This window comes from Rufibacter sp. DG15C (assembly GCF_001577755.1).
In the GTDB taxonomy this organism is placed as follows: Bacteria; Bacteroidota; Bacteroidia; order Cytophagales; family Hymenobacteraceae; genus Nibribacter.
Genome location: NZ_CP010776.1, coordinates 3469892 through 3487968, shown reverse-complemented (window position 1 = coordinate 3487968; position 18077 = coordinate 3469892). Strand labels below are relative to the sequence as shown.

Below are 18077 nucleotides of genomic sequence, written 5' to 3'. Positions count from 1 at the left end.
ATTTTACAGAAATGAGGCTAAAAACGGTTGACTAGGGTGCCAATCGCTCTATCTGCCAGTTTCCTTCTGAGTCTTTCAAATAAACCAATCTATCATGCAGGCGATTGGGACGGCCTTGCCAAAACTCAATCCTATCTGGAATAACCGCGTATCCGCCCCAATGAGGAGGGCGTGGAATGATTTCTTGTTGAGCAAATTCCTGGCTGTACTTCAGTTCTAATTCCTCAAGTACTTTTCTGTTTTTGATGGCTTGGCTTTGCGGCGAAGACCAGGCACCAAGCTGGCTGCCTTTGGGTCTGCTTTGGAAGTAGGCATCTGAGGTTGCTGCTGGCACTTTTTGTACCGCCCCCTCTATACGCACCTGGCGCTCTAAGGCAGGCCAGAAGAAGGTTAAGCTGGCAAAGGGGTTTTCATGGAGTTGCTGGCCTTTTCTACTTTCATAATTGGTGTAAAAGACAAAACCGTTGTCCTCAATAGCTTTCAACAATACAATGCGGGCTGAAGGCCTTCCAACTGCGCTAGCAGTGCTTAAGGCCATGGCGGTAGGCTCTTCTACCTTTGCTACCAGGGCTTCCTGCATCCAGGCGTCAAATTGCTGCAAAGGATTCTCATGAACCGCCTCCCGGTTTAAAATCTTTTTAGAGTAGTTAATGCGTATGTCTGCTAATGAAAGAGTTTTCTCCATGGCCCAGGTTATTGAATGCTCAAAAGTAGAGAAATAATTTCTGGTTTGATAAGTGAAAGAAGGAGATCTGTTGAGGCTCTGCCAAGGAGAAATATTGGCATTATGCAGTTGATTTCACAATTTATTTATCTAGATACCTAGAAATACGTATACCAAAAAGACACTCCAGATAATCCTTGCACCACATTATGGCTAAAGAGATTCAAAACGGCAGCATTTTAATATCAGAGCCTTTTTTAGGGGACCCCAACTTTGAAAGAAGCGTGGTATTGGTATGCCAACATGATAAAGAAGGAACCGTAGGATTAGTTTTAAATAAGCTTTCCACCATCAACCTATCTGAGGTTATTGAAATAAACGAAGAAATTTTTGACATCTCTCTTGCCATTGGGGGGCCGATGCAGCCCAATACATTACACTATATCCATAAATTAAAGGACTTACCCGAGGCAAAGCAGATTTCTCCCGAATTATTTTGGGGCGGAAATTTTGAAGAGTTGACAAGAAGAATTAACTTAGGATTAATATCCCAAGAACAAATTAGATTCTTTGTAGGTTATTCTGGCTGGAGCCCCCATCAGCTACAAGAAGAAATCGATAAAAATGTATGGTTTATTACGAATAAGGCAGTTAATAAATTGCTTAATTTGAATATAGATTCTCTTTGGAGAGACATTTTAAAACAAATGGGGGGCAAGTATAAGATGTATGCAAACTACCCCGCAGATCCTAATTTAAACTAAAAACGGCATTTGCCTCGCGTGTATGATGAACCAAGAACAGGAAAACCAACATCAAAAGAATTCTGCTGAACCTAGTGCAGAGCAGCGGGCAAATGAGCAACGTCGCCTGGTAGAGGAAAGATTAGCTGATATTAACGCTCGCTCGCAGGCTACATCTCCCACAGATAGCCACACAATGGTAGAGGAGCCTCCTGTAGAAAATGAGGAGCAGTTTACAGCAGAAGCAGAAATGACACCAGAGGTGGAGGCACCAAAGGTTCAACCAGAGATGACCGAGTCCTCTGTTCTAACCTCAGAAGAACCAGCCGCCCCAGAAGCCACCCCCGCACAAACCCAAGTGCCTTCTGAAGAACAACCTGTTTCTAGCGCTACTATCACCCCTGAAGCACCTCAAGCATCAGTTGAGTCCAATACGCCAGCAGCGGCTTTAGAGCAAGATAATACTCCTTCCACTATACAGGACATTCATCATCATTTAGAAGATGAAGACTTACACGCGCATGAGGATTTAAGCCACGCACCTATTGAAGAAATAAGAAAGAAGATCATTACTCTGGCTAGTGAAGTACAGGCTAAAAAGTCTTCCAGACAATTAATAGAGGTGTACCGTCAATATGAGCATCGTTTTCATGAAGAGCGCCAAGATGCTTTAAAGCGGTTTATAGGCGAAGGTGGTGCAGCTGATGATTTTGAGTTTCATGCGCCCAAAGAACACCAAGAAGTGGAGCAGGCTATTCAGCGGTACCGTGAAGCTAGAGCCAGAGAGCAACGCCAGGAGGAGGAGCAAAAAATAGTCAACCTTCAAAAGAAGAAAGACCTGCTGGAGCGCTTGCGCGTGCTATTGGAATCTTCTGAAACCAACACCAGCGGCACGGCCATCAAAGAGTTGCAAAATGAGTGGAAGTCTATTGGCCAGGTGCCAAACGCAGATGCCCAGCAACTCTGGAATTCGTATCATGCCCTTCTGGACATGTACTACAACAACCGTAGTATCTTCTTTGAACTAAAGGAACTGGATCGCAAGCGCAACCTAGACGCCAAGACGCATCTTTGCGAGCGAGCAGAAAGCTTGGCCGGGGAAGAGAACATCAACAAAGCCTTGCAAGAACTCAGAAACCTGCATGATGAGTGGAAACACATCGGGCCTGTGCCCAATGAGGTCCGGGACCAGATCTGGAACCGCTTTATCCAGGCGTCTGAGAAGGTGCATGAGCGCAAAAAATCTTTCTTAGAGTCTAGGCGCGAAGTAGAAGTCCAGAATCTTGAAAAGAAAAGAGCGCTTTTAGCAGAAATTGAGCAGTACCAGAACTTCAAATCTGACCGCATCAATGATTGGCGCGACAAAACCGACCAGATCCAGCAATTGAAAGAGCGTTGGGACGCCGCCGGTTTGGTGCCTAAAGAAAACGCCGAAGAGGTAAACAAAGCCTTCTGGAGCAGCTATAAAGCCTTCTTCCATCACAAGAACACTTTCTTTAAGGCCTTGGACGAGGAGAAGATGCAAAACTACCGTCAAAAGGTGGCGCTGTGCGAGGAAGCCGAATCTTTGCAGAACAGTGAAGACTGGGACCCAACCAAAGAGAAGTTGATTCAGCTTCAGAAAAAATGGAAGACCATTGGCCGGGTGCCAGACAAGTATTCAGACAAAATCTGGAACCGCTTCAGATCTGCCTGTAATGCTTTCTTTGACCGTCTGCATTTAGAATCTCAGCACAAAGAGGCCCAGCTCAACCAACTGTCTGCAGCTAAACTGGAATACACAGAGCAGTTGGCTACCAAGATTGCAGACCCGGCCTTGGTAGGTTCAATGGAGGAGTTCAACACCATCAACCAAGAATGGCAGGCCTTAACTACAGAAGGCAAGCGTAATGGCAAGGTGGAAGAACGCTTTAATCAGTTATTGGCGCAATACCTACAACGCGTACCCGAATTAAGCGCCCAGGAGCGGGAGCAGAAACTGTTCCAATTGCAGTTGACGCAATTGAAGTCTAGCCCAGACGGTGACCAGAAGTTGTACCAGAAGGAGCAGCACCTGCGCAGAGACATCACGTCATTAGAGAATGACATCTCCACGCTAAGAACCAATATTGAGTTTTTTGCCCGTTCTAAGAACGCAGAAAAGCTGAGAGAAGAATATCAGGCTAAAATTGATGATGCGCAAAACCGCATTCAGCACCTGAAAAGCCAATTAAAAGTAATTAGGTCGTAAATTTTTCTCTTGATTTTCAAGGGGTTGGTAAAAACCCTAAAAAAAAGTAGAAGGGGGCTTTGCAAATATAGTTTAGACCGCTACTTTTGTATCGTTATCAGCAACACACCAGCGCTGATAACGGATTGCCTCCTTAGCTCAGCTGGTAGAGCAACTGACTTGTAATCAGTAGGTCGCTGGTTCGATCCCGGCAGGAGGCTCAACAAAAGCACTTATATCTTCAAGGTATAAGTGCTTTTTTGGTTTATACCCGTTTCCTTTACTCAGTGCCAAATTCAAGAAGCTTATGCAAGATAAAATTGTAGTAAAGGGAAATATAGAGTTGTTAAAAGCCACTGATTATATTCTGTATAACACTACCCATTACCTTTCACCGCCAGAGATATTTGTACACGCCCCCCTCATGCTGACTGGTGACAACCTGATCATGGTGGAGGAGAAAAGCAATACCTCAGATGACGACGATCAGCAGGATGGCCAATTGTATTATGAATTCACCGTGCTGCAAGAAGAACAGCCCACAGACAAAGTCCTGAAAGTTTTTCACGATTCTATAAAAGACACTTATACCGGCTGGGTAGAGGAAGAATAAGACTGCACCAATTTTTGATCCGCTTTACAATGCTTAAGTTCAGTATCTTTGTCCCCTACATTTGTATAAAGCGCAAACCAAACTCATGAAATTGAATTTTAAGAAAGTAATCTGCCTTGCCTTCCTTCTTCCTTTGATGATTGGGCAGGCCTTTGCCTGGGGACAGACCGGCCACCGCGTGGTTGGTTTAGTAGCCGAGCAGCATTTAAAGAAAAAAGTTAGAAAAAAGGTGATGCAAGTGTTGCAGAACAACTCACTGGCGGAGGTTTCTACCTGGATGGATGACATCAAATCAGATACGGCCTATAACCACACCCATGATTGGCACTGGGTAACTATCCCAGACAATACCACTTATGAGCAGACCACTAAAAACCCGAAGGGGGATTTGGTGATGAAGTTGGAGGATGTGATTGCTGCCCTAAAGGCCAAGAACCTTTCCAAAGAAAAAGAGCAGGAATACCTAAAGTATCTAGTGCACTTGCTAGGTGACTTGCACCAGCCTTTGCACGTTGGGGGCAAAGATGACAACGGCGGAAATTCGGTGAGGCTACAGTGGTTTGGCCAGAATTCCAATCTTCATCGTGTGTGGGACAGTGATATTATTGACGGCAAAGACCTAAGCTACTCAGAACTGGCTTATTTTCTAGGAGACGCCAGCCAGCAAGAAATGAAATCATGGCAAGCTGGATCTATCAAGGATTGGGCTTATGGCATGATGGTGTACCGCCCGCAGGTATATAACTTGCCGCCAGATTTAAAACTTGGTTATAAATACGCCTACCAAAACTACAGCACCATTGAAAAGTGCCTTTTGCAGGCTGGTTTACGCTTGGCAGGAGTTTTGAATGAGATTTACGGATAGTCTACAGACATTCCATAAATGCAAAAGGGGAAAACAGATTTTCTGTTTTCCCCTTTTTTCTGAAAAAAGAAGCCTAAAATGCCTCGTTCACTGAAAAGTAGATGTAATTACCAGCCTTAGACACGGCCACGTCCATTCTAATGTTCATACCTTCGGGGTTTAGCCTATACCGCAAGCCGCCACCTGCAGCCAAGTGCTGGTCACTGAAAGTATAGTCCTTTAAAGAAGGTACAACCTGGCCCGTGGCGGCAAAGCCTACAATCCCCATTCGTTTAAACAATGGCGCCCGGTATTCTAACTGGTAGACCATGGCATGACGGTCCCGGTATCTGGCCTCCAAGAAGCCTCTCAGTACATTGCCACCTCCCAGGTAGGATAGATATTGAAAAGGAGTGCTGCCTGTGGTGAAATTGAAATATGCCTGTCCCGCCAAAACGCTCCGCTTCAGACTAATGTACTTCCGGAGATCCAATCTATAACGACTAAAGTTGGATTCGCTGCCCAAAGCCTTAGCAAACACCAGATAAGAAACCTGATGAAAGGCCCCGTTTCTTGGGTAATACAAATGATCCCGGGTATCATAGCTTACCACCGGTCCCAGACCAGAAGCGCGGGTCCCGTTGCTTCCCAGGATATCACCCTGCGCTAATAATCCTTCCTCGGTCACCGTAGGAATCGTTTCTCTCCTGAATTCATACCGTCCACCCACATACACATTGCCCAAAACCTTCTGCTCATATTGGGCATAGGCATCAAAAATGCGGCTGGTGAACTCCTCTTCAGCTTCTTCTTTCGTGTCATTGCCTACGCCGTAGAAGAAGTACGGATAGATAGAATAGCCCAACCACCCTTGCATGTGCACCGCATTGTGCCGCTTCCAGATGTCGGCGTTGGCATTGACAATGATTTGCTTTTGGGTGGTGTAGGTGAGCGTTAACGGATAGGAGGTAGGCCTGTCGTTGGCGGTGCTGCCGGAAAACTTCTGGACGTAAATGGCCTTCACCCCAAATGCAAATTGAGTTTCTGGCGTGTAGTAGACAATCGGGAAAATGTCCCATTTGTTTTTAGTGACCCTTAAGGTATCATTTGTTGTGAACTGCACAGAATCTTGCTTCACCTTTGGTAATGTGTCTATAGGAGGGATGCCCACTGTGTCTGGTTTAACCACGGGGGGGATTTCTTGCGCTTGCAAATTGATAGCCCAAAGCAAAGCCAGTAGGATACTTAGATTCTTTTTCAACGAGGTAGAGGTAAAGAGCATGAATGGTTTCATGGATGATGCTCTATATACGTAATAAATAATATTTGGCCTTAGTGGCCAACAATCAATTTGAAGGATAGCAATGCTTTTTTGTCCCACCATTATCTAAATTTCATTTTTAGCTTCATTCCTGTAAATCAGGCCAAAAACGAATGATTAGCCATCCCTGCACCAACCTTTTAAGTGATTCTGCCTTTTAATGGTTAATTTTCGGGCATGAAAGAAGAGGCACTTATTTTTGAGACGGCTAAACACGTGGAGCAACTTTTTGCCGGTGAAGGCTCTGGCCATGATTGGTGGCACATAAGAAGAGTCTGGAAAACGGCCCTTTCCATTGGGGAGCAAGAGGGAGCAGATACGACGGTGGTTCAATTAGGCGCACTTTTGCATGACATTGCTGATTGGAAATTCCATGACGGCAACGAAGAGGCAGGCCCACAAGCCGCAACGGCCTGGCTTCAGTCTTTGAATGCTCCTCAAGAAATAATCTCTCAAGTAGGCACCATTGTCAAAGAGGTGACCTTTAAAGGAGCAGGGGTAGAGACTAGCCCCTCAACCCTTGAAGGAAAAGTTGTACAGGATGCAGACCGCTTAGATGCCATTGGCGCCATAGGTATTGGAAGGGCTTTTGCGTACGGCGGCCACAAAGGGCGTGAGATGTACAACCCTAGCATTCTGCCTGAACTGCATGACACGTTTGAAGCCTATAAGAAAAATCAGGCGCCAACGCTCAACCATTTCTATGAGAAGCTGTTTTTATTAAAAGACCGGATGAATACGGCAGCCGGCAAAAGAATGGCACAGGACAGACATGAGGTGATGCAAGCCTTTGTTCAGCAATTTTTATCTGAATGGCACAGCCAAGAAATGCCACCTTCTTCGTTCTTATCCGTATAAGGCACTGCTTTCACGTTTGGAGGATTTCCTACAACCTTCCTTCTGAACAAGTTTGATTACATGATTTCAAGAATTACGGGCTTTTGCCTATTCCTTTCAATAGTATTTTTACCTCTAGTTGGCTGGACACAAAGGGATTATAACAGCTATGAGCAACTAACTGCCCGGCTTAAAAAAATAGGCTTACAATACAGCAGGCTCTGCACCGTCACCTCCATTGGCAAAACGGCCACAGACAAAGAAATCTGGTTGATTACGTTAGGGCGAGAAAATGCGGCGAATAAACCAGCCATCGTCATTACCGCAGGTGTGCATGCAACCCAATTAGCCACTACAGAGTTAGCCGTTCAAATGGCTGAGCAGCTTCTGTTGTCTGCTACCATCCATGATTCTACCGCTCAGCTCCTAAAAGAAAAGACCATTTACATTTTACCCAATGTCAACCCAGACGCTTCTGAGCAATATCATGAAAGCCTGCGGTGGGAAAGGACTGGAAATGCCCAACCACGTGATGATGACCGCGACGGCCGCATTTTTGAAGACCCGTTTGATGATTTAAACGGCGACGGCCTAATCACCATGATACGGGTAAAAGATTCATTAGGCACCCATAACGTTTCTAGCCATGACTCAAGGGTCATGAGAGAAGCGGATAAAGCAAAAGGAGAGAAGGGCTCTTATTTTTTATACACCGAAGGCTTGGACAATGACAAAGACGGTCTTTTCAATGAAGACGCCGAAGGGGGCGTGAACTTCAATAAAAATTTCTCCTACGGCTTTGAGGAATTCAAGCGCGAAACCGGGGAGCATCCAATGTCAGAGCGTGAGACCAAGGCCTTCGCAGATTTTATGTTATCCGCCCGAAACGTCCATTCAGTTTTTGTCTTAGGACCAGCCACCACTCTTTTACACGCCCTGCCAGGCTCAAAACCTGAGGTTACTACTCCAGCCTTATTAAAAGCGGTCCAGAAAGATGACAGTACCATCTACAAGATATCAAAACTGTATACTTCCCTCATCCCAACTGCCAATGCAGCGGAGGTTATGCCAACCGGGGGAGATGTAGTGCAATGGGCGCATGTTCATTATGGAAGGTTTAGTTTCTCAACACCAGCCTGGTGGGTACCCCAAATAACCAATCTTCCGAAAAGCACCACTCAACTAGAGAAGCAAGATTTGAGCTTTTTGGAGTGGGCGCGGTTAAATGATATGCCAGGCGTATTCTTAGACTGGACGCCCATTGACCATCCTGATTTTCCGGGCAAGCAAGTTGAAATTGGCGGATTTGCTCCTTATGCAAAAAACTCGCCACCGGCCCATTTGTTAAAACCTATTGCAAAAGATCACATTAGGTTCTTTGCCCAATACGGCAAGCAGATGCCCAAATTGCAAATCACCAATTTTAGGGCGGAACGAACGGAAGATAATAGCACTAAAATTACTGCTGATATTCAAAACGTTGGTAAAATCCCTAGCCATGCCGCCCTTGGAGATTACCTACAGTGGGTCCAGAAGATTAAAGTTTCTTTGCAATTAGAAGAAGGACAGCAACTTGTTCAGGGAAAATCTGTCTCCAGGTTTCCATCTTTGAATGGTGGGGAGAAAATTAAGATGTCTTGGGTGGTTAAAGGGACAGGCTATGTAGTGGTAGAAGTGAAGAGTCCTACTGCGGGCAACCAGACCAAGCAAATTGCTCTAAAACAATAAGCAGTTGGAAAAACTACGCACCATACTAAGCCTCGGTTTTGCCGCCATTTTTATAGCCACCCATCCGGTGGTTGGCCAGGATAAAGCGATTAAAATCACGTCAGGGACTGAGGCGGCTTCTTCGGAGGAAACCTTGGAATTTACATGGGATAGAACCCTTGGGTATGATGAAATTACAGCGCAATGCCGAAAACTAGTCCAAGCCTACCCAGACTTGGTTCAAATGGAATCAATAGGAGAAACGGCTACGGGGAAAAGAATTTGGGCCTTGACCATTTCCAACTTCACCTCAGGCAATGCCCATGAAAAACCGGGTTACTTGGTGGAAGGCAACACGCTCCATGACCCCAGCATAGGATCTGACCATGCACTCTACTTGGCTTGGCATTTATTGAAAAATCATGAGACCAATCAAACCATTGGCAAATTATTAGAGCACAAAGTAATCTATATTATTCCAGCTACATTTCCTGATACCAAAACCAAGCGCATTTCTGAGTCAAGCAAAGTCTATTCTCCAACCTTAGACAATGACAAGGACGGTAGAATGCAAGAAGACGGGCCAGATGATTTAACCAATGATGGCTTAATCTCCCTGATGCGCAGAAAATCATTAAAAGGCCCTTATGTAGAGGATAAGGCAAACCCATTCAAAATGGTACTGGCTTCTACTTCCACAGAAGCACAATATGAATGGTTGGGTTATGAAGGCTTTGACAATGACAAGGATGGGTTGGTAAATGAAGACCCTTTTGGGTACCAAGCTATTGACCAGGATTGGTCTTGGAAGTGGCACCCTAATTACGCACAAACTGAATCTTCAAGCACTTATCCCTTCTCCATTCCAGAGAATAGGGCTATTAAAGACTTTATTCTTAAGCACCCTAACATTGCAGCAGTTCAACTCAATTACTACCAACGTGATTTAGATTTACTTAACTCTAGTAAAAAGCAAGAAGGAGTAAATGATGTTGAGACCTTAAACCAGGTGGATAAAGAGGAGCTACTCAATAAAGTATATCAAACTAAAAAATGGAATTGGATGAAGTATTCTAGAGGCTTGAATACTTTCACTGTTCATCTAATGAATTTTAACCAAGAATCGCTTGATGAAGTGAGTGATATTGTCAAGGCAGAGGATGACTCCATTAAAGTTAAAAATCATTCTCTTTATTCTGCATGGGCTCCATTTGAACATCCAACGTATGGCCCAATTGAAATTGGAGGTTTACAAATCTCACCATCCTTTATACCTGAAGGAGATTGGTTAATTAGGGATTTGGAGAGATTTGCACTGCAGACTATAGAAAATGCCTCGCAGTTGCCACAACTAGTTATCCAAAACATAGAGCGCCGCTTGTTGAATGATGGCCTTACAGAGGTAACAGCTACCATCCAAAACGCTGGTTTATTACCTACTCATACTCCTGAGGATTTAACACAAAGGTTGGAGAGAGCGGATTACATCACCTTAAAAGAAGCGATCGTGTTGGCAAGTTCCCTATTGGTGGATGGTGCACCCATAGCAGGAGAAAAATCAAACAACCTAAGTAGGATTGAAGTCCCTAACATTCCAACAGTTTCTCCTTTGCAAATCAGGTGGGTAGTCAAATCCACCAGCCCCACCATGCTCTTAGAAATTGACAGCAGAAAAGGAGGAGTCATTAGTACTCGTTTTTAGCCTATTTTCTGAGAATCAGGCCAAAAACAGAAAGGGTGGCCGTTTGGCCACCCTTTCTGTTTTAATTTAAAAAATCTTGTATTTAAAGAGTCTCAGTGTAAGCTAATACTTTAATAAAATCAGCTTCTGTATTCATAAGTAGTTTTTGAGAAGCGATAAATCCTTTCAATTTTTCCTGTTGAGCAGGCAATGCCTCTAAAAGAGCTTTCTTAGTAAGTTTAGTTTTTACCAGACCATTTCCAGCTACCAGATAATATTGTGACTGATCTACCAACTCATCATATGCATTACCCGCACTGTACCCACCTTTAAAATTAGCTTTTATAAATTGTTTAGAAACGCTTTTCACTAGCTTCGTTTTACCATCGTACAATACAGCAAAAAAAATATCAGTGAGCTTAGGATCTGCAGTACGCGCACCAGGCAATGTTCTAAATTCAATAGGAGCTGCATGAGGAGGCATTTCTACTTTAAAGGAAGAAATGATGTTAGCATTGATCAAGATAGTGTCTTTGGTTTCAGGTACAACAGCAGCTACTTGATTACCATGTACATCATATTTTACTTTTAAATTCTTGAATTCTTCTGTAGACCCTACGTTGTTTTTCTTAATAGTAATGCTCCCAGGAAGCCAAGCATCTACAAAATAAGGATTGCCGCGCACTCCTTCATACCTGTTATCAAAGGTTTGAAACATGCTTCCACCGGCAGCGGCATTCACGTTATTTTGAGCAGTTAACCCTGACAAGGTGTTTTGCGCGAAGCTGGAAGTGCCCAACAGCAGCAGTGCACTGGTACTAAAAAAAAGCTTGTTAAAAGATGAATACATTGGTAAAAGACGTTTATAAGTTGATTTAGATACTTCTAAAGAATTGAATGGGTAACTTGTACCTTTCATTTGGCTAAGCGCCAGAGTAAATATATTGTTTCTAACAGCAGTACCATGAATACCACACCAAAAATTTCAATAAAGGCCATTTTTAAAGGCTTATTTTTTACAAGCACAATTGCAGTACTTGGATTATCTTCTTGCAAGCCTTCTTGTCCTATCAACTCTTGCCAGACACGTATGGTTCACCGCCATGGAGAGCAAGAATTCAGGGGCATGCCTTGGTACAAAAAACAGAATCCCAGAATAGGAGAAAAACTAGACCAACCCTCCAAACAAGTGCAGAAAGAGATGACTAAAAAGAAGTCTAAGAAGAAAAGCAAAGATTAGCTTTTCACTATCTTTTTTAGTAAATTGCAAGCTTATAAAAACAGCATTTTTTAAGCTCTATTGAAGTAAAATGGCAGAAAACGAGCGGATTATCCCTATCAACATTGAAGACGAAATGCGCGGTGCGTATATTGATTATTCAATGTCCGTTATCATTTCCAGGGCACTTCCAGATGTAAGAGATGGCCTTAAGCCAGTCCACCGCCGGGTGCTCTATGGAATGTCTGAACTAGGGGTCTCCTATAACAAAGCATATAAGAAATCAGCGAGGATTGTTGGGGAGGTTTTGGGTAAGTACCACCCGCACGGAGATACCTCTGTATATGACACCATGGTGCGTATGGCCCAGCCTTGGTCTTTGCGCTATCCTTTGGTAGACGGTCAAGGTAACTTCGGTTCTATTGATGGTGACTCACCCGCTGCCATGCGTTACACAGAGGCGCGCCTGAAAAGGATAGCCGATGAGTTGCTCGCTGACCTTGAAAAGAATACCGTCAACTTTGTTCCCAACTTTGACGACTCCCTGAAAGAGCCTAGCGTGATGCCAGCCAAATTCCCAAACCTCTTGGTGAACGGGACTTCTGGTATTGCTGTGGGGATGGCCACCAACATGGCCCCGCACAACCTCACAGAGGTGATCAATGGCATCATGGCCTACATTGACGACCGTGACATTACCATCGCGGACTTGATGAAATACGTGACGGCCCCAGACTTCCCGACGGGTGGCATCATCTACGGCTATGACGGCGTTAAAAATGCTTTTGAAACCGGCCGTGGACGTGTCATTGTACGCGCTAAAGCCAACTTTGAAACCACCAAGACGGGCAAGGAGCAGATTGTGGTGACGGAGATTCCGTACATGGTCAACAAGGCGTCTATGATTGAGAAGACGGCAGCGCTCATCAATGATAAGAAAATTGAAGGCATCTCTGACCTTCGTGATGAGTCTGACCGTGACGGTCTGCGCATTGTGTATGACCTTAAGAGAGACGCTATTCCCAATGTGGTCTTAAACAACCTCTTCAAGTACACCCAGTTGCAATCCTCTTTTGGTGTGAACAATGTGGCCTTGGTAGGCGGAAGACCCATGACGCTTAACCTTAAAGACCTGATTGTTCACTTTGTGGAGCACCGTCATGAGGTAGTGATCAGAAGAACCGAATATGAACTGGAGGAGGCCCGCAAGCGCGCCCACATCCTAGAAGGTTTATTAATTGCTTTAGACAACTTGGATGAGGTCATCAACCTCATCAGAAGCTCTAGAGACCCTGAGATTGCTCGTGCCGGTTTGATAGAGCGCTTTGCCTTGTCAGACATTCAGGCCCGTGCTATTCTAGACATGCGCCTGCAGCGTTTGACTGGTCTGGAGCGTGACAAGATCATGAAAGAGTACCAGGAGATTAAGGAGTTAATTGACTACTTAACCTCCGTGCTAGCAGATGAAGGCTTGCGCATGCAGATCATCAAAGACGAGCTCAACGAGATCAGAGAGCGTTACGGGGATGAGCGCCGCACGGCCATTGAAATGGTATCTAGTGACATCTCTCTTGAGGACATGATCCCGGATGAGAACATGGTAATCACCATTTCGCATGAAGGCTATATTAAGCGTACCGCTCTAACGGAATACCGTAGCCAGAGCAGAGGCGGGGTTGGGTCAAGAGGCGCGGCGACCAGCAAGCAAGATGACTTCACAGAGCACTTGTTCATTGCCAGTACGCACAACTACCTACTCATCTTCACAGAATCTGGACGCGTGTTCTGGGTGAAGGTATACGAGGTTCCGGAAGGAGGTAAAACAACTAAAGGCCGCGCCATTCAGAACTTGATCAGCATTGAAAAGGATGACAAGGTAAGAGCCGTTATCAATATCGCCGGACTTAAGAACCCAGATTACGTTTTAAATAACTATCTGGTATTCTGTACGGAGCAAGGCACCATCAAGAAAACACCGCTAGAGGCGTATTCAAGACCAAGAGCCACCGGCATAAATGCCATCACCATCAATGAAGGCGATAGATTATTGGATGTGCAACTGACCAATGGAGCCAATGATATCATCATCGCGTTGCGTTCTGGCAGAGCCGTAAGGTTCCCAGAAGACAAGGTTCGCGTGATGGGCCGTACGGCGGCAGGGGTGAGAGGTATCACCTTGGCTGGGCCTGATGATAAAGTTGTTGGTATGGTTTGTGTACATAACCTGGAGACCAACCTTTTGGTAGTTTCTGAGAAAGGTTTTGGAAAGCGTTCGTTGCTGGAAGAGTACAGAATCACCAACCGTGGCGGTAAAGGCGTGAAAACCTTGAACGTTACTGAAAAGACTGGTCACCTGGTTTCCATTAAAGGTGTGGTAGATTCGGATGACTTAATGATCATCAACAAATCCGGCATCACCATTAGATTGAGAGTAGCAGATTTAAGAGTAATCGGTCGTGTGTCGCAGGGGGTAAGACTCTTGAAAATCAACGAAGGAGATGAAATTTCATCTGTAGCTAAGATTGAGGTAGAAGACAAGGAGGAAGCAATTCTGAACGAGTCTGAACTGACTGCAGGGGAGGCCCTAAACCCAGAGGATTTGACAGACCCAGAGATGCTTAGTGAAAACTAAGCTCTTCTGGGAATGATAAATTATAATAGTAAAGACAAGCACAAACGTTAACCAAAAAACAGAAGAGAGATGAAAAAATTTCTTTTAACGGCTGCGGCGGTAATTTCCCTCCAAGTCGCGAATGCGCAGACTTCCGCAGTAACGTCAGCAGTGATGCTGCACCAAAAAGGTACTCTTGACAAAGCCAAAGTTGAAATAGACAAAGCGGTTGTTCATGAGAAAACCAAAGAAGACGCCAAAGCTTGGTATTACAAAGGTCTTATCTACATGGATATGGCTAGTCACCCCATTTATGGTAAGACGTTAGACCCGGCCCAGGTGAGCAAAGAGGCTTTTCAAGCGTTTGAGAAAGTTCCAGCCTTAGAAACCAAAAAGAAGCAGTACACAGAAGAGGCAAACAAACGCAAAGAAATCTTGATGGGCAATATGTACGCCTATGCATTGAACGCTGGGGTAGACAACTACAACAACAAGAAGTTTGACGAAGCCTACAAAGCGTATGTAGAAGCTGCCAGCTATAAGCCTCAAGACACCATTGCCTATTTGTATGCTGCTTATGCCGCAGCGGGTAAGGAGGATTACGCCTCAGCCAAGAAAATGTACAACAAGCTAGTGGAGATGAAACAAGCATCGCCGCAGGTATACAACCAACTGTTGTACATCTCTTCAACCGTTGACAAAAACGAAAAAGAGACATTGGATATCATTTCAAAGGCCAGAGCAGCGTATCCAGACAACAGAACCTTTATGTTGCAAGAACTAGACCTTTATCTGAAGGCAGGGAAGGAGCAAGAGTCCATGGCCAAGTTGGACGCTGCCATTGCCGCAGATCCAAACAATGCCAACTTGCTCACCGTGAAAGGCAACTTGTTAGAGCGTACTAAAAAGCCTGAAGAAGCCTTGGCCGCCTATAAAAAAGCCGCTCAATTAGAGCCAGCCAACTTTGATGCCCAGTATAACCTAGGGGTTTACTACTTCAATAAAGGTGCTAACTTGAACAACAAAGCCAACAAAATGACCTTGGCGGAGTTCCAAAAAAACGGGAAGGCTTTACAAGCCGATGCTAAAAAGCAATTCGTGATGGCCTTGCCTTATTTTGAAGCTGCATTGAAGGCTAATCCAAAAGACCGTACGGTGGTTCAATCTTTGTTGAAAGTGTACACTGCTTTGGACAGGCCAGCTGACGCTAAGCGGATGGATGCCTTACTAGAGACTTTATAATCTTACGAACATCAATATCAAAAAGGGAGCTATTAGCTCCCTTTTTTGTTTTAAACACATTCGGGGTTCAATTATAACTGATAGCAATAGATATTAACAAAATCAATATTGGTGAATCCAATGGAGCGCACGCTTGTTATTTAGCAAATTGTGATAAAGTGTACTAAACATAACTATTGACATTATGATACGCATAAACTTAATATTAATGCTTTGCCTAATGGTGTATGGAGTAGGTTGCGCGCCGGTGAATGTAATCAATGCAGAAGGTGAGAATGGATTCGCCTTGAAAAATTATAAGACTTTTGATTTTGCTGTAGAGGATTCACTGCTTGCGAATGCCTCCCAAGAATACAAGCTGCAAACAGAGTATGCACGGGCCGAAATTAAAAGCCAGTTAGAAAATAGAGGTTTAAGTTTGCAATCCAATAGTCCAGATTTGATAGTGAACTTAGGTATTGTTATTCAAGACAAAACTCAGACAAGAGAGACTAATTTCACCACAGATCCGCCGCGGTATACCGGTCAGCGCAGATATACTTGGCAAAGCAAAGAGGTAGAAGTGGGTACGTATAAGGCTGGTACTTTATCCTTGCATCTAGTGGACCCAACAAAAAATCAACTTGTCTGGAAAGGTGAGGCAGAAACTGTAATCCCTAAGAAGGAGGAAAACAGTCAAGAGAGAATTTCTAAAACCATCCAAGCTTTACTTAGAAGGATTCATTAAATGTGCTGGTGGTTGGTAAAATTCAAGAGAAATTAAAGGAATAGTTTAGCTAAGAGAAATCTAACACTTCACAAACTGTACTTAACATAATATAAATTATAAGACTTTTAAAAATATCTCAATTTAGAAATTATTAAAAGCACTATAGCTTATTATATGTTAAGTAGCACGCAACCCATTTATAATTTAATTCCAGTTGTGCAAACCAACTCTTTTTCTGAATGCAACTATACTGGGTAGTTCAGATGATAATAAATAATTTAGGTTTTCACTAAAAGAAGGCAAAAACATAAAAGTTGAATCATCATCAAGTGTTATCTCATAGTAATTCATTGAAACCCATCTAACTTCCATGATTTCAGAAAATGACACGTCCTTAACAGACCAATAGTTTTTTAGCCTAACCATTTTTTCATCATAGTATATATAATGGAGCTTTTTATTGATGCTAAATGCTAATAGCAATATGAATGCAGCGAAAATGATGGCGGGCAAAACTATTGTAAACTTGTCTGTGAAGAGAAAAACATAGGTACTAATACCAATCCATAGAATGAAACCACCTATAGGAAAAATAAGCTTTTGAATAACAGTCGTTTTACTGGAAAGTGTTATATAATCCTCACTTAATTGCATTCGCTTCTATACCCTAATTGAACGAAAATCCGTTTTTGGCCTATGTCCTCAAAATTAGGCCAAAAACGGTTTAAGAAGAATGCTTAAGAAGAATTACTGATATTGGTAAAATATGCCTTGATAAAATGGTGTCCAGACGCTGGCTTTTTGGCCTGAGGCTTTTAGGCCGTTGTTGGCCCAGGTGTTACATGTGTAAAAGAGATTGTAGCTGCCTTTGGCCTCATAGAAAGCGTCATTGAGACCATAGTTGGCATTGGTTTGGATATGGATGGGCTTGCCTTTAGAGTCTAGGTCAAACCTATTTTTAATGAATTTGATGAGACGGATGTATTGCTGAACGCTGATTTGAATGCGTTTGCAATCTTCAGACACTTCCATGTTTTGATAAAACGTGGCATGAATGGCCGAATTGCTTAAGCCCGTAGCGGCTTTAAAGGCGGTGCTCACTTTCAAATCGGCCCAGGTAGGCGTTTCCAGGTAAAAGCCTTTATCGCCCCAACCAAAGGCCACCCAGTTGGCCGTGCTGTCTTTTCCTTTGGTGTGCTGGTAATTGATGTACTTATTCCAGTCAAAAAGTGCATGCTTAACAGGTACCACCAAGTCTGTGTGCACGCCATTGGTAAGTATGTAAATAGTGACTTCTTCTTTGGTTTGCGGCTCTTTAGCCACGCCCCATCTAGACAAAATAAACGCCACCAAAAAATATACTAGTACAAACGCACAGATGGACAGAAACACATAACCGGCAATCATCAAGGCAGATTTCAATTTTAGTGGAACAGGGTTTAAGTCCTTTTCCTTACTACCATCTACGCATTAAAGATTCAAAACCTTGAATATAATTTATGGATGCTCGCTCTCCTATTACCAATCTTCTTTAAAAAACTAGATTTTCCTTCAAGGATTTTAAAAAGAAACCTCCCTCCTGTTCTATAATAGCATTTATTGAAATTAGGCCAGTTTTAGGCTACTTTCCAGAAAACAGGTCAAAAACGACGTGCCTCACCCTACTTATGGTCAAAG

The 18077-nt window shown here is 43.7% G+C and carries 16 protein-coding genes and 1 tRNA gene; 12 read left to right on the top strand and 5 right to left on the bottom strand.

The features are described 5' to 3' along the window. Positions 1-31: 31 nt before the first annotated feature. The gene (gene pdxH / locus TH61_RS14930) at positions 32-685 is read right to left on the bottom strand and encodes a pyridoxamine 5'-phosphate oxidase (RefSeq protein ID WP_066511055.1); all 654 of its coding nucleotides are present in this window, start codon (positions 683-685) and stop codon (positions 32-34) included. Positions 686-873: 188 nt separating this feature from the next. Here pdxH and TH61_RS14925 point away from each other — a divergent pair, with 188 nt between their 5' ends. The 5 genes from TH61_RS14925 to TH61_RS14905 all read left to right on the top strand — a co-directional run bounded on the left by TH61_RS14925 (position 874) and on the right by TH61_RS14905 (position 5094). Beyond that, positions 874-1428, top strand: a complete 555-nt coding sequence (locus tag TH61_RS14925; protein ID WP_066511052.1) for a YqgE/AlgH family protein — start codon at positions 874-876, stop codon at positions 1426-1428. Positions 1429-1450: 22 nt separating this feature from the next. Beyond that, positions 1451-3637, top strand: a complete 2187-nt coding sequence (locus TH61_RS14920; RefSeq protein ID WP_066511050.1) for a DUF349 domain-containing protein — start codon at positions 1451-1453, stop codon at positions 3635-3637. Positions 3638-3764: 127 nt separating this feature from the next. Further along, positions 3765-3837, top strand: a tRNA-Thr gene (locus TH61_RS14915). A gap of 86 nt (positions 3838-3923) precedes the next feature. Beyond that, the gene (locus TH61_RS14910) at positions 3924-4229 is read left to right on the top strand and encodes a hypothetical protein (protein WP_066511048.1); all 306 of its coding nucleotides are present in this window, start codon (positions 3924-3926) and stop codon (positions 4227-4229) included. 85 nt (positions 4230-4314) lie between these two features. Then, a complete protein-coding gene (locus TH61_RS14905) occupies positions 4315-5094 on the top strand; it encodes a S1/P1 nuclease (protein ID WP_066511044.1) in 780 nt (259 codons plus the stop codon). A 73-nt stretch (positions 5095-5167) separates the two neighbouring features. Here the strand turns inward: TH61_RS14905 and TH61_RS14900 are convergent, their stop codons facing one another. Next, positions 5168-6367: a BamA/TamA family outer membrane protein gene (locus TH61_RS14900; protein ID WP_066511041.1), complete on the bottom strand. Its 1200-nt coding sequence runs from the start codon at positions 6365-6367 to the stop codon at positions 5168-5170. Positions 6368-6571: 204 nt separating this feature from the next. Here TH61_RS14900 and TH61_RS14895 point away from each other — a divergent pair, with 204 nt between their 5' ends. Genes TH61_RS14895 through TH61_RS14885 form a run of 3 tightly spaced genes read left to right on the top strand, consistent with a single transcriptional unit; the run spans position 6572 to position 10640 of the window. Then, entirely contained in the window at positions 6572-7252 is a 681-nt protein-coding gene (locus TH61_RS14895; protein WP_066511038.1) for an HD domain-containing protein, read from the top strand. 60 nt (positions 7253-7312) lie between these two features. Further along, on the top strand, positions 7313-8959 hold the full coding sequence (locus TH61_RS14890) for a M14 family metallopeptidase (RefSeq protein WP_066511035.1): 1647 nt from the start codon (positions 7313-7315) through the stop codon (positions 8957-8959). Positions 8960-8963: 4 nt separating this feature from the next. Then, positions 8964-10640 (top strand): M14 family metallopeptidase, encoded by a 1677-nt coding sequence (locus TH61_RS14885; protein ID WP_066511033.1) that lies wholly within the window; start codon positions 8964-8966, stop codon positions 10638-10640. 82 nt (positions 10641-10722) lie between these two features. On the opposite strand, the gene TH61_RS14880 is transcribed toward TH61_RS14885, so the two are convergent. Beyond that, positions 10723-11538, bottom strand: a complete 816-nt coding sequence (locus TH61_RS14880; RefSeq protein WP_157600732.1) for a hypothetical protein — start codon at positions 11536-11538, stop codon at positions 10723-10725. A gap of 45 nt (positions 11539-11583) precedes the next feature. On the opposite strand from TH61_RS14880, the gene TH61_RS18175 reads away from it, so the two are divergent. From TH61_RS18175 to TH61_RS14865, 4 genes are all read left to right on the top strand, one after another. Further along, on the top strand, positions 11584-11859 hold the full coding sequence (locus tag TH61_RS18175; protein ID WP_157600731.1) for a hypothetical protein: 276 nt from the start codon (positions 11584-11586) through the stop codon (positions 11857-11859). 70 nt (positions 11860-11929) lie between these two features. After that, positions 11930-14470, top strand: a complete 2541-nt coding sequence (gene gyrA / locus TH61_RS14875) for a DNA gyrase subunit A (RefSeq protein ID WP_066511028.1) — start codon at positions 11930-11932, stop codon at positions 14468-14470. A 69-nt stretch (positions 14471-14539) separates the two neighbouring features. Next, entirely contained in the window at positions 14540-15691 is a 1152-nt protein-coding gene (locus TH61_RS14870; RefSeq protein ID WP_066511026.1) for a tetratricopeptide repeat protein, read from the top strand. Positions 15692-15875: 184 nt separating this feature from the next. Continuing rightward, a complete protein-coding gene (locus TH61_RS14865; protein WP_066511024.1) occupies positions 15876-16418 on the top strand; it encodes a DUF4136 domain-containing protein in 543 nt (180 codons plus the stop codon). A gap of 186 nt (positions 16419-16604) precedes the next feature. Here the strand turns inward: TH61_RS14865 and TH61_RS14860 are convergent, their stop codons facing one another. Next, positions 16605-17054, bottom strand: coding sequence for a hypothetical protein (locus TH61_RS14860; RefSeq protein WP_066511021.1), 450 nt, complete (start codon positions 17052-17054; stop codon positions 16605-16607). Positions 17055-17147: 93 nt separating this feature from the next. Next, positions 17148-17822 carry a TIGR02117 family protein gene (locus TH61_RS14855; RefSeq protein WP_197464048.1) on the bottom strand — a complete coding sequence of 225 codons (675 nt, stop codon included), beginning with the start codon at positions 17820-17822 and terminating at the stop codon, positions 17148-17150. Between the last annotated feature and the right edge of the window lie 255 nt (positions 17823-18077).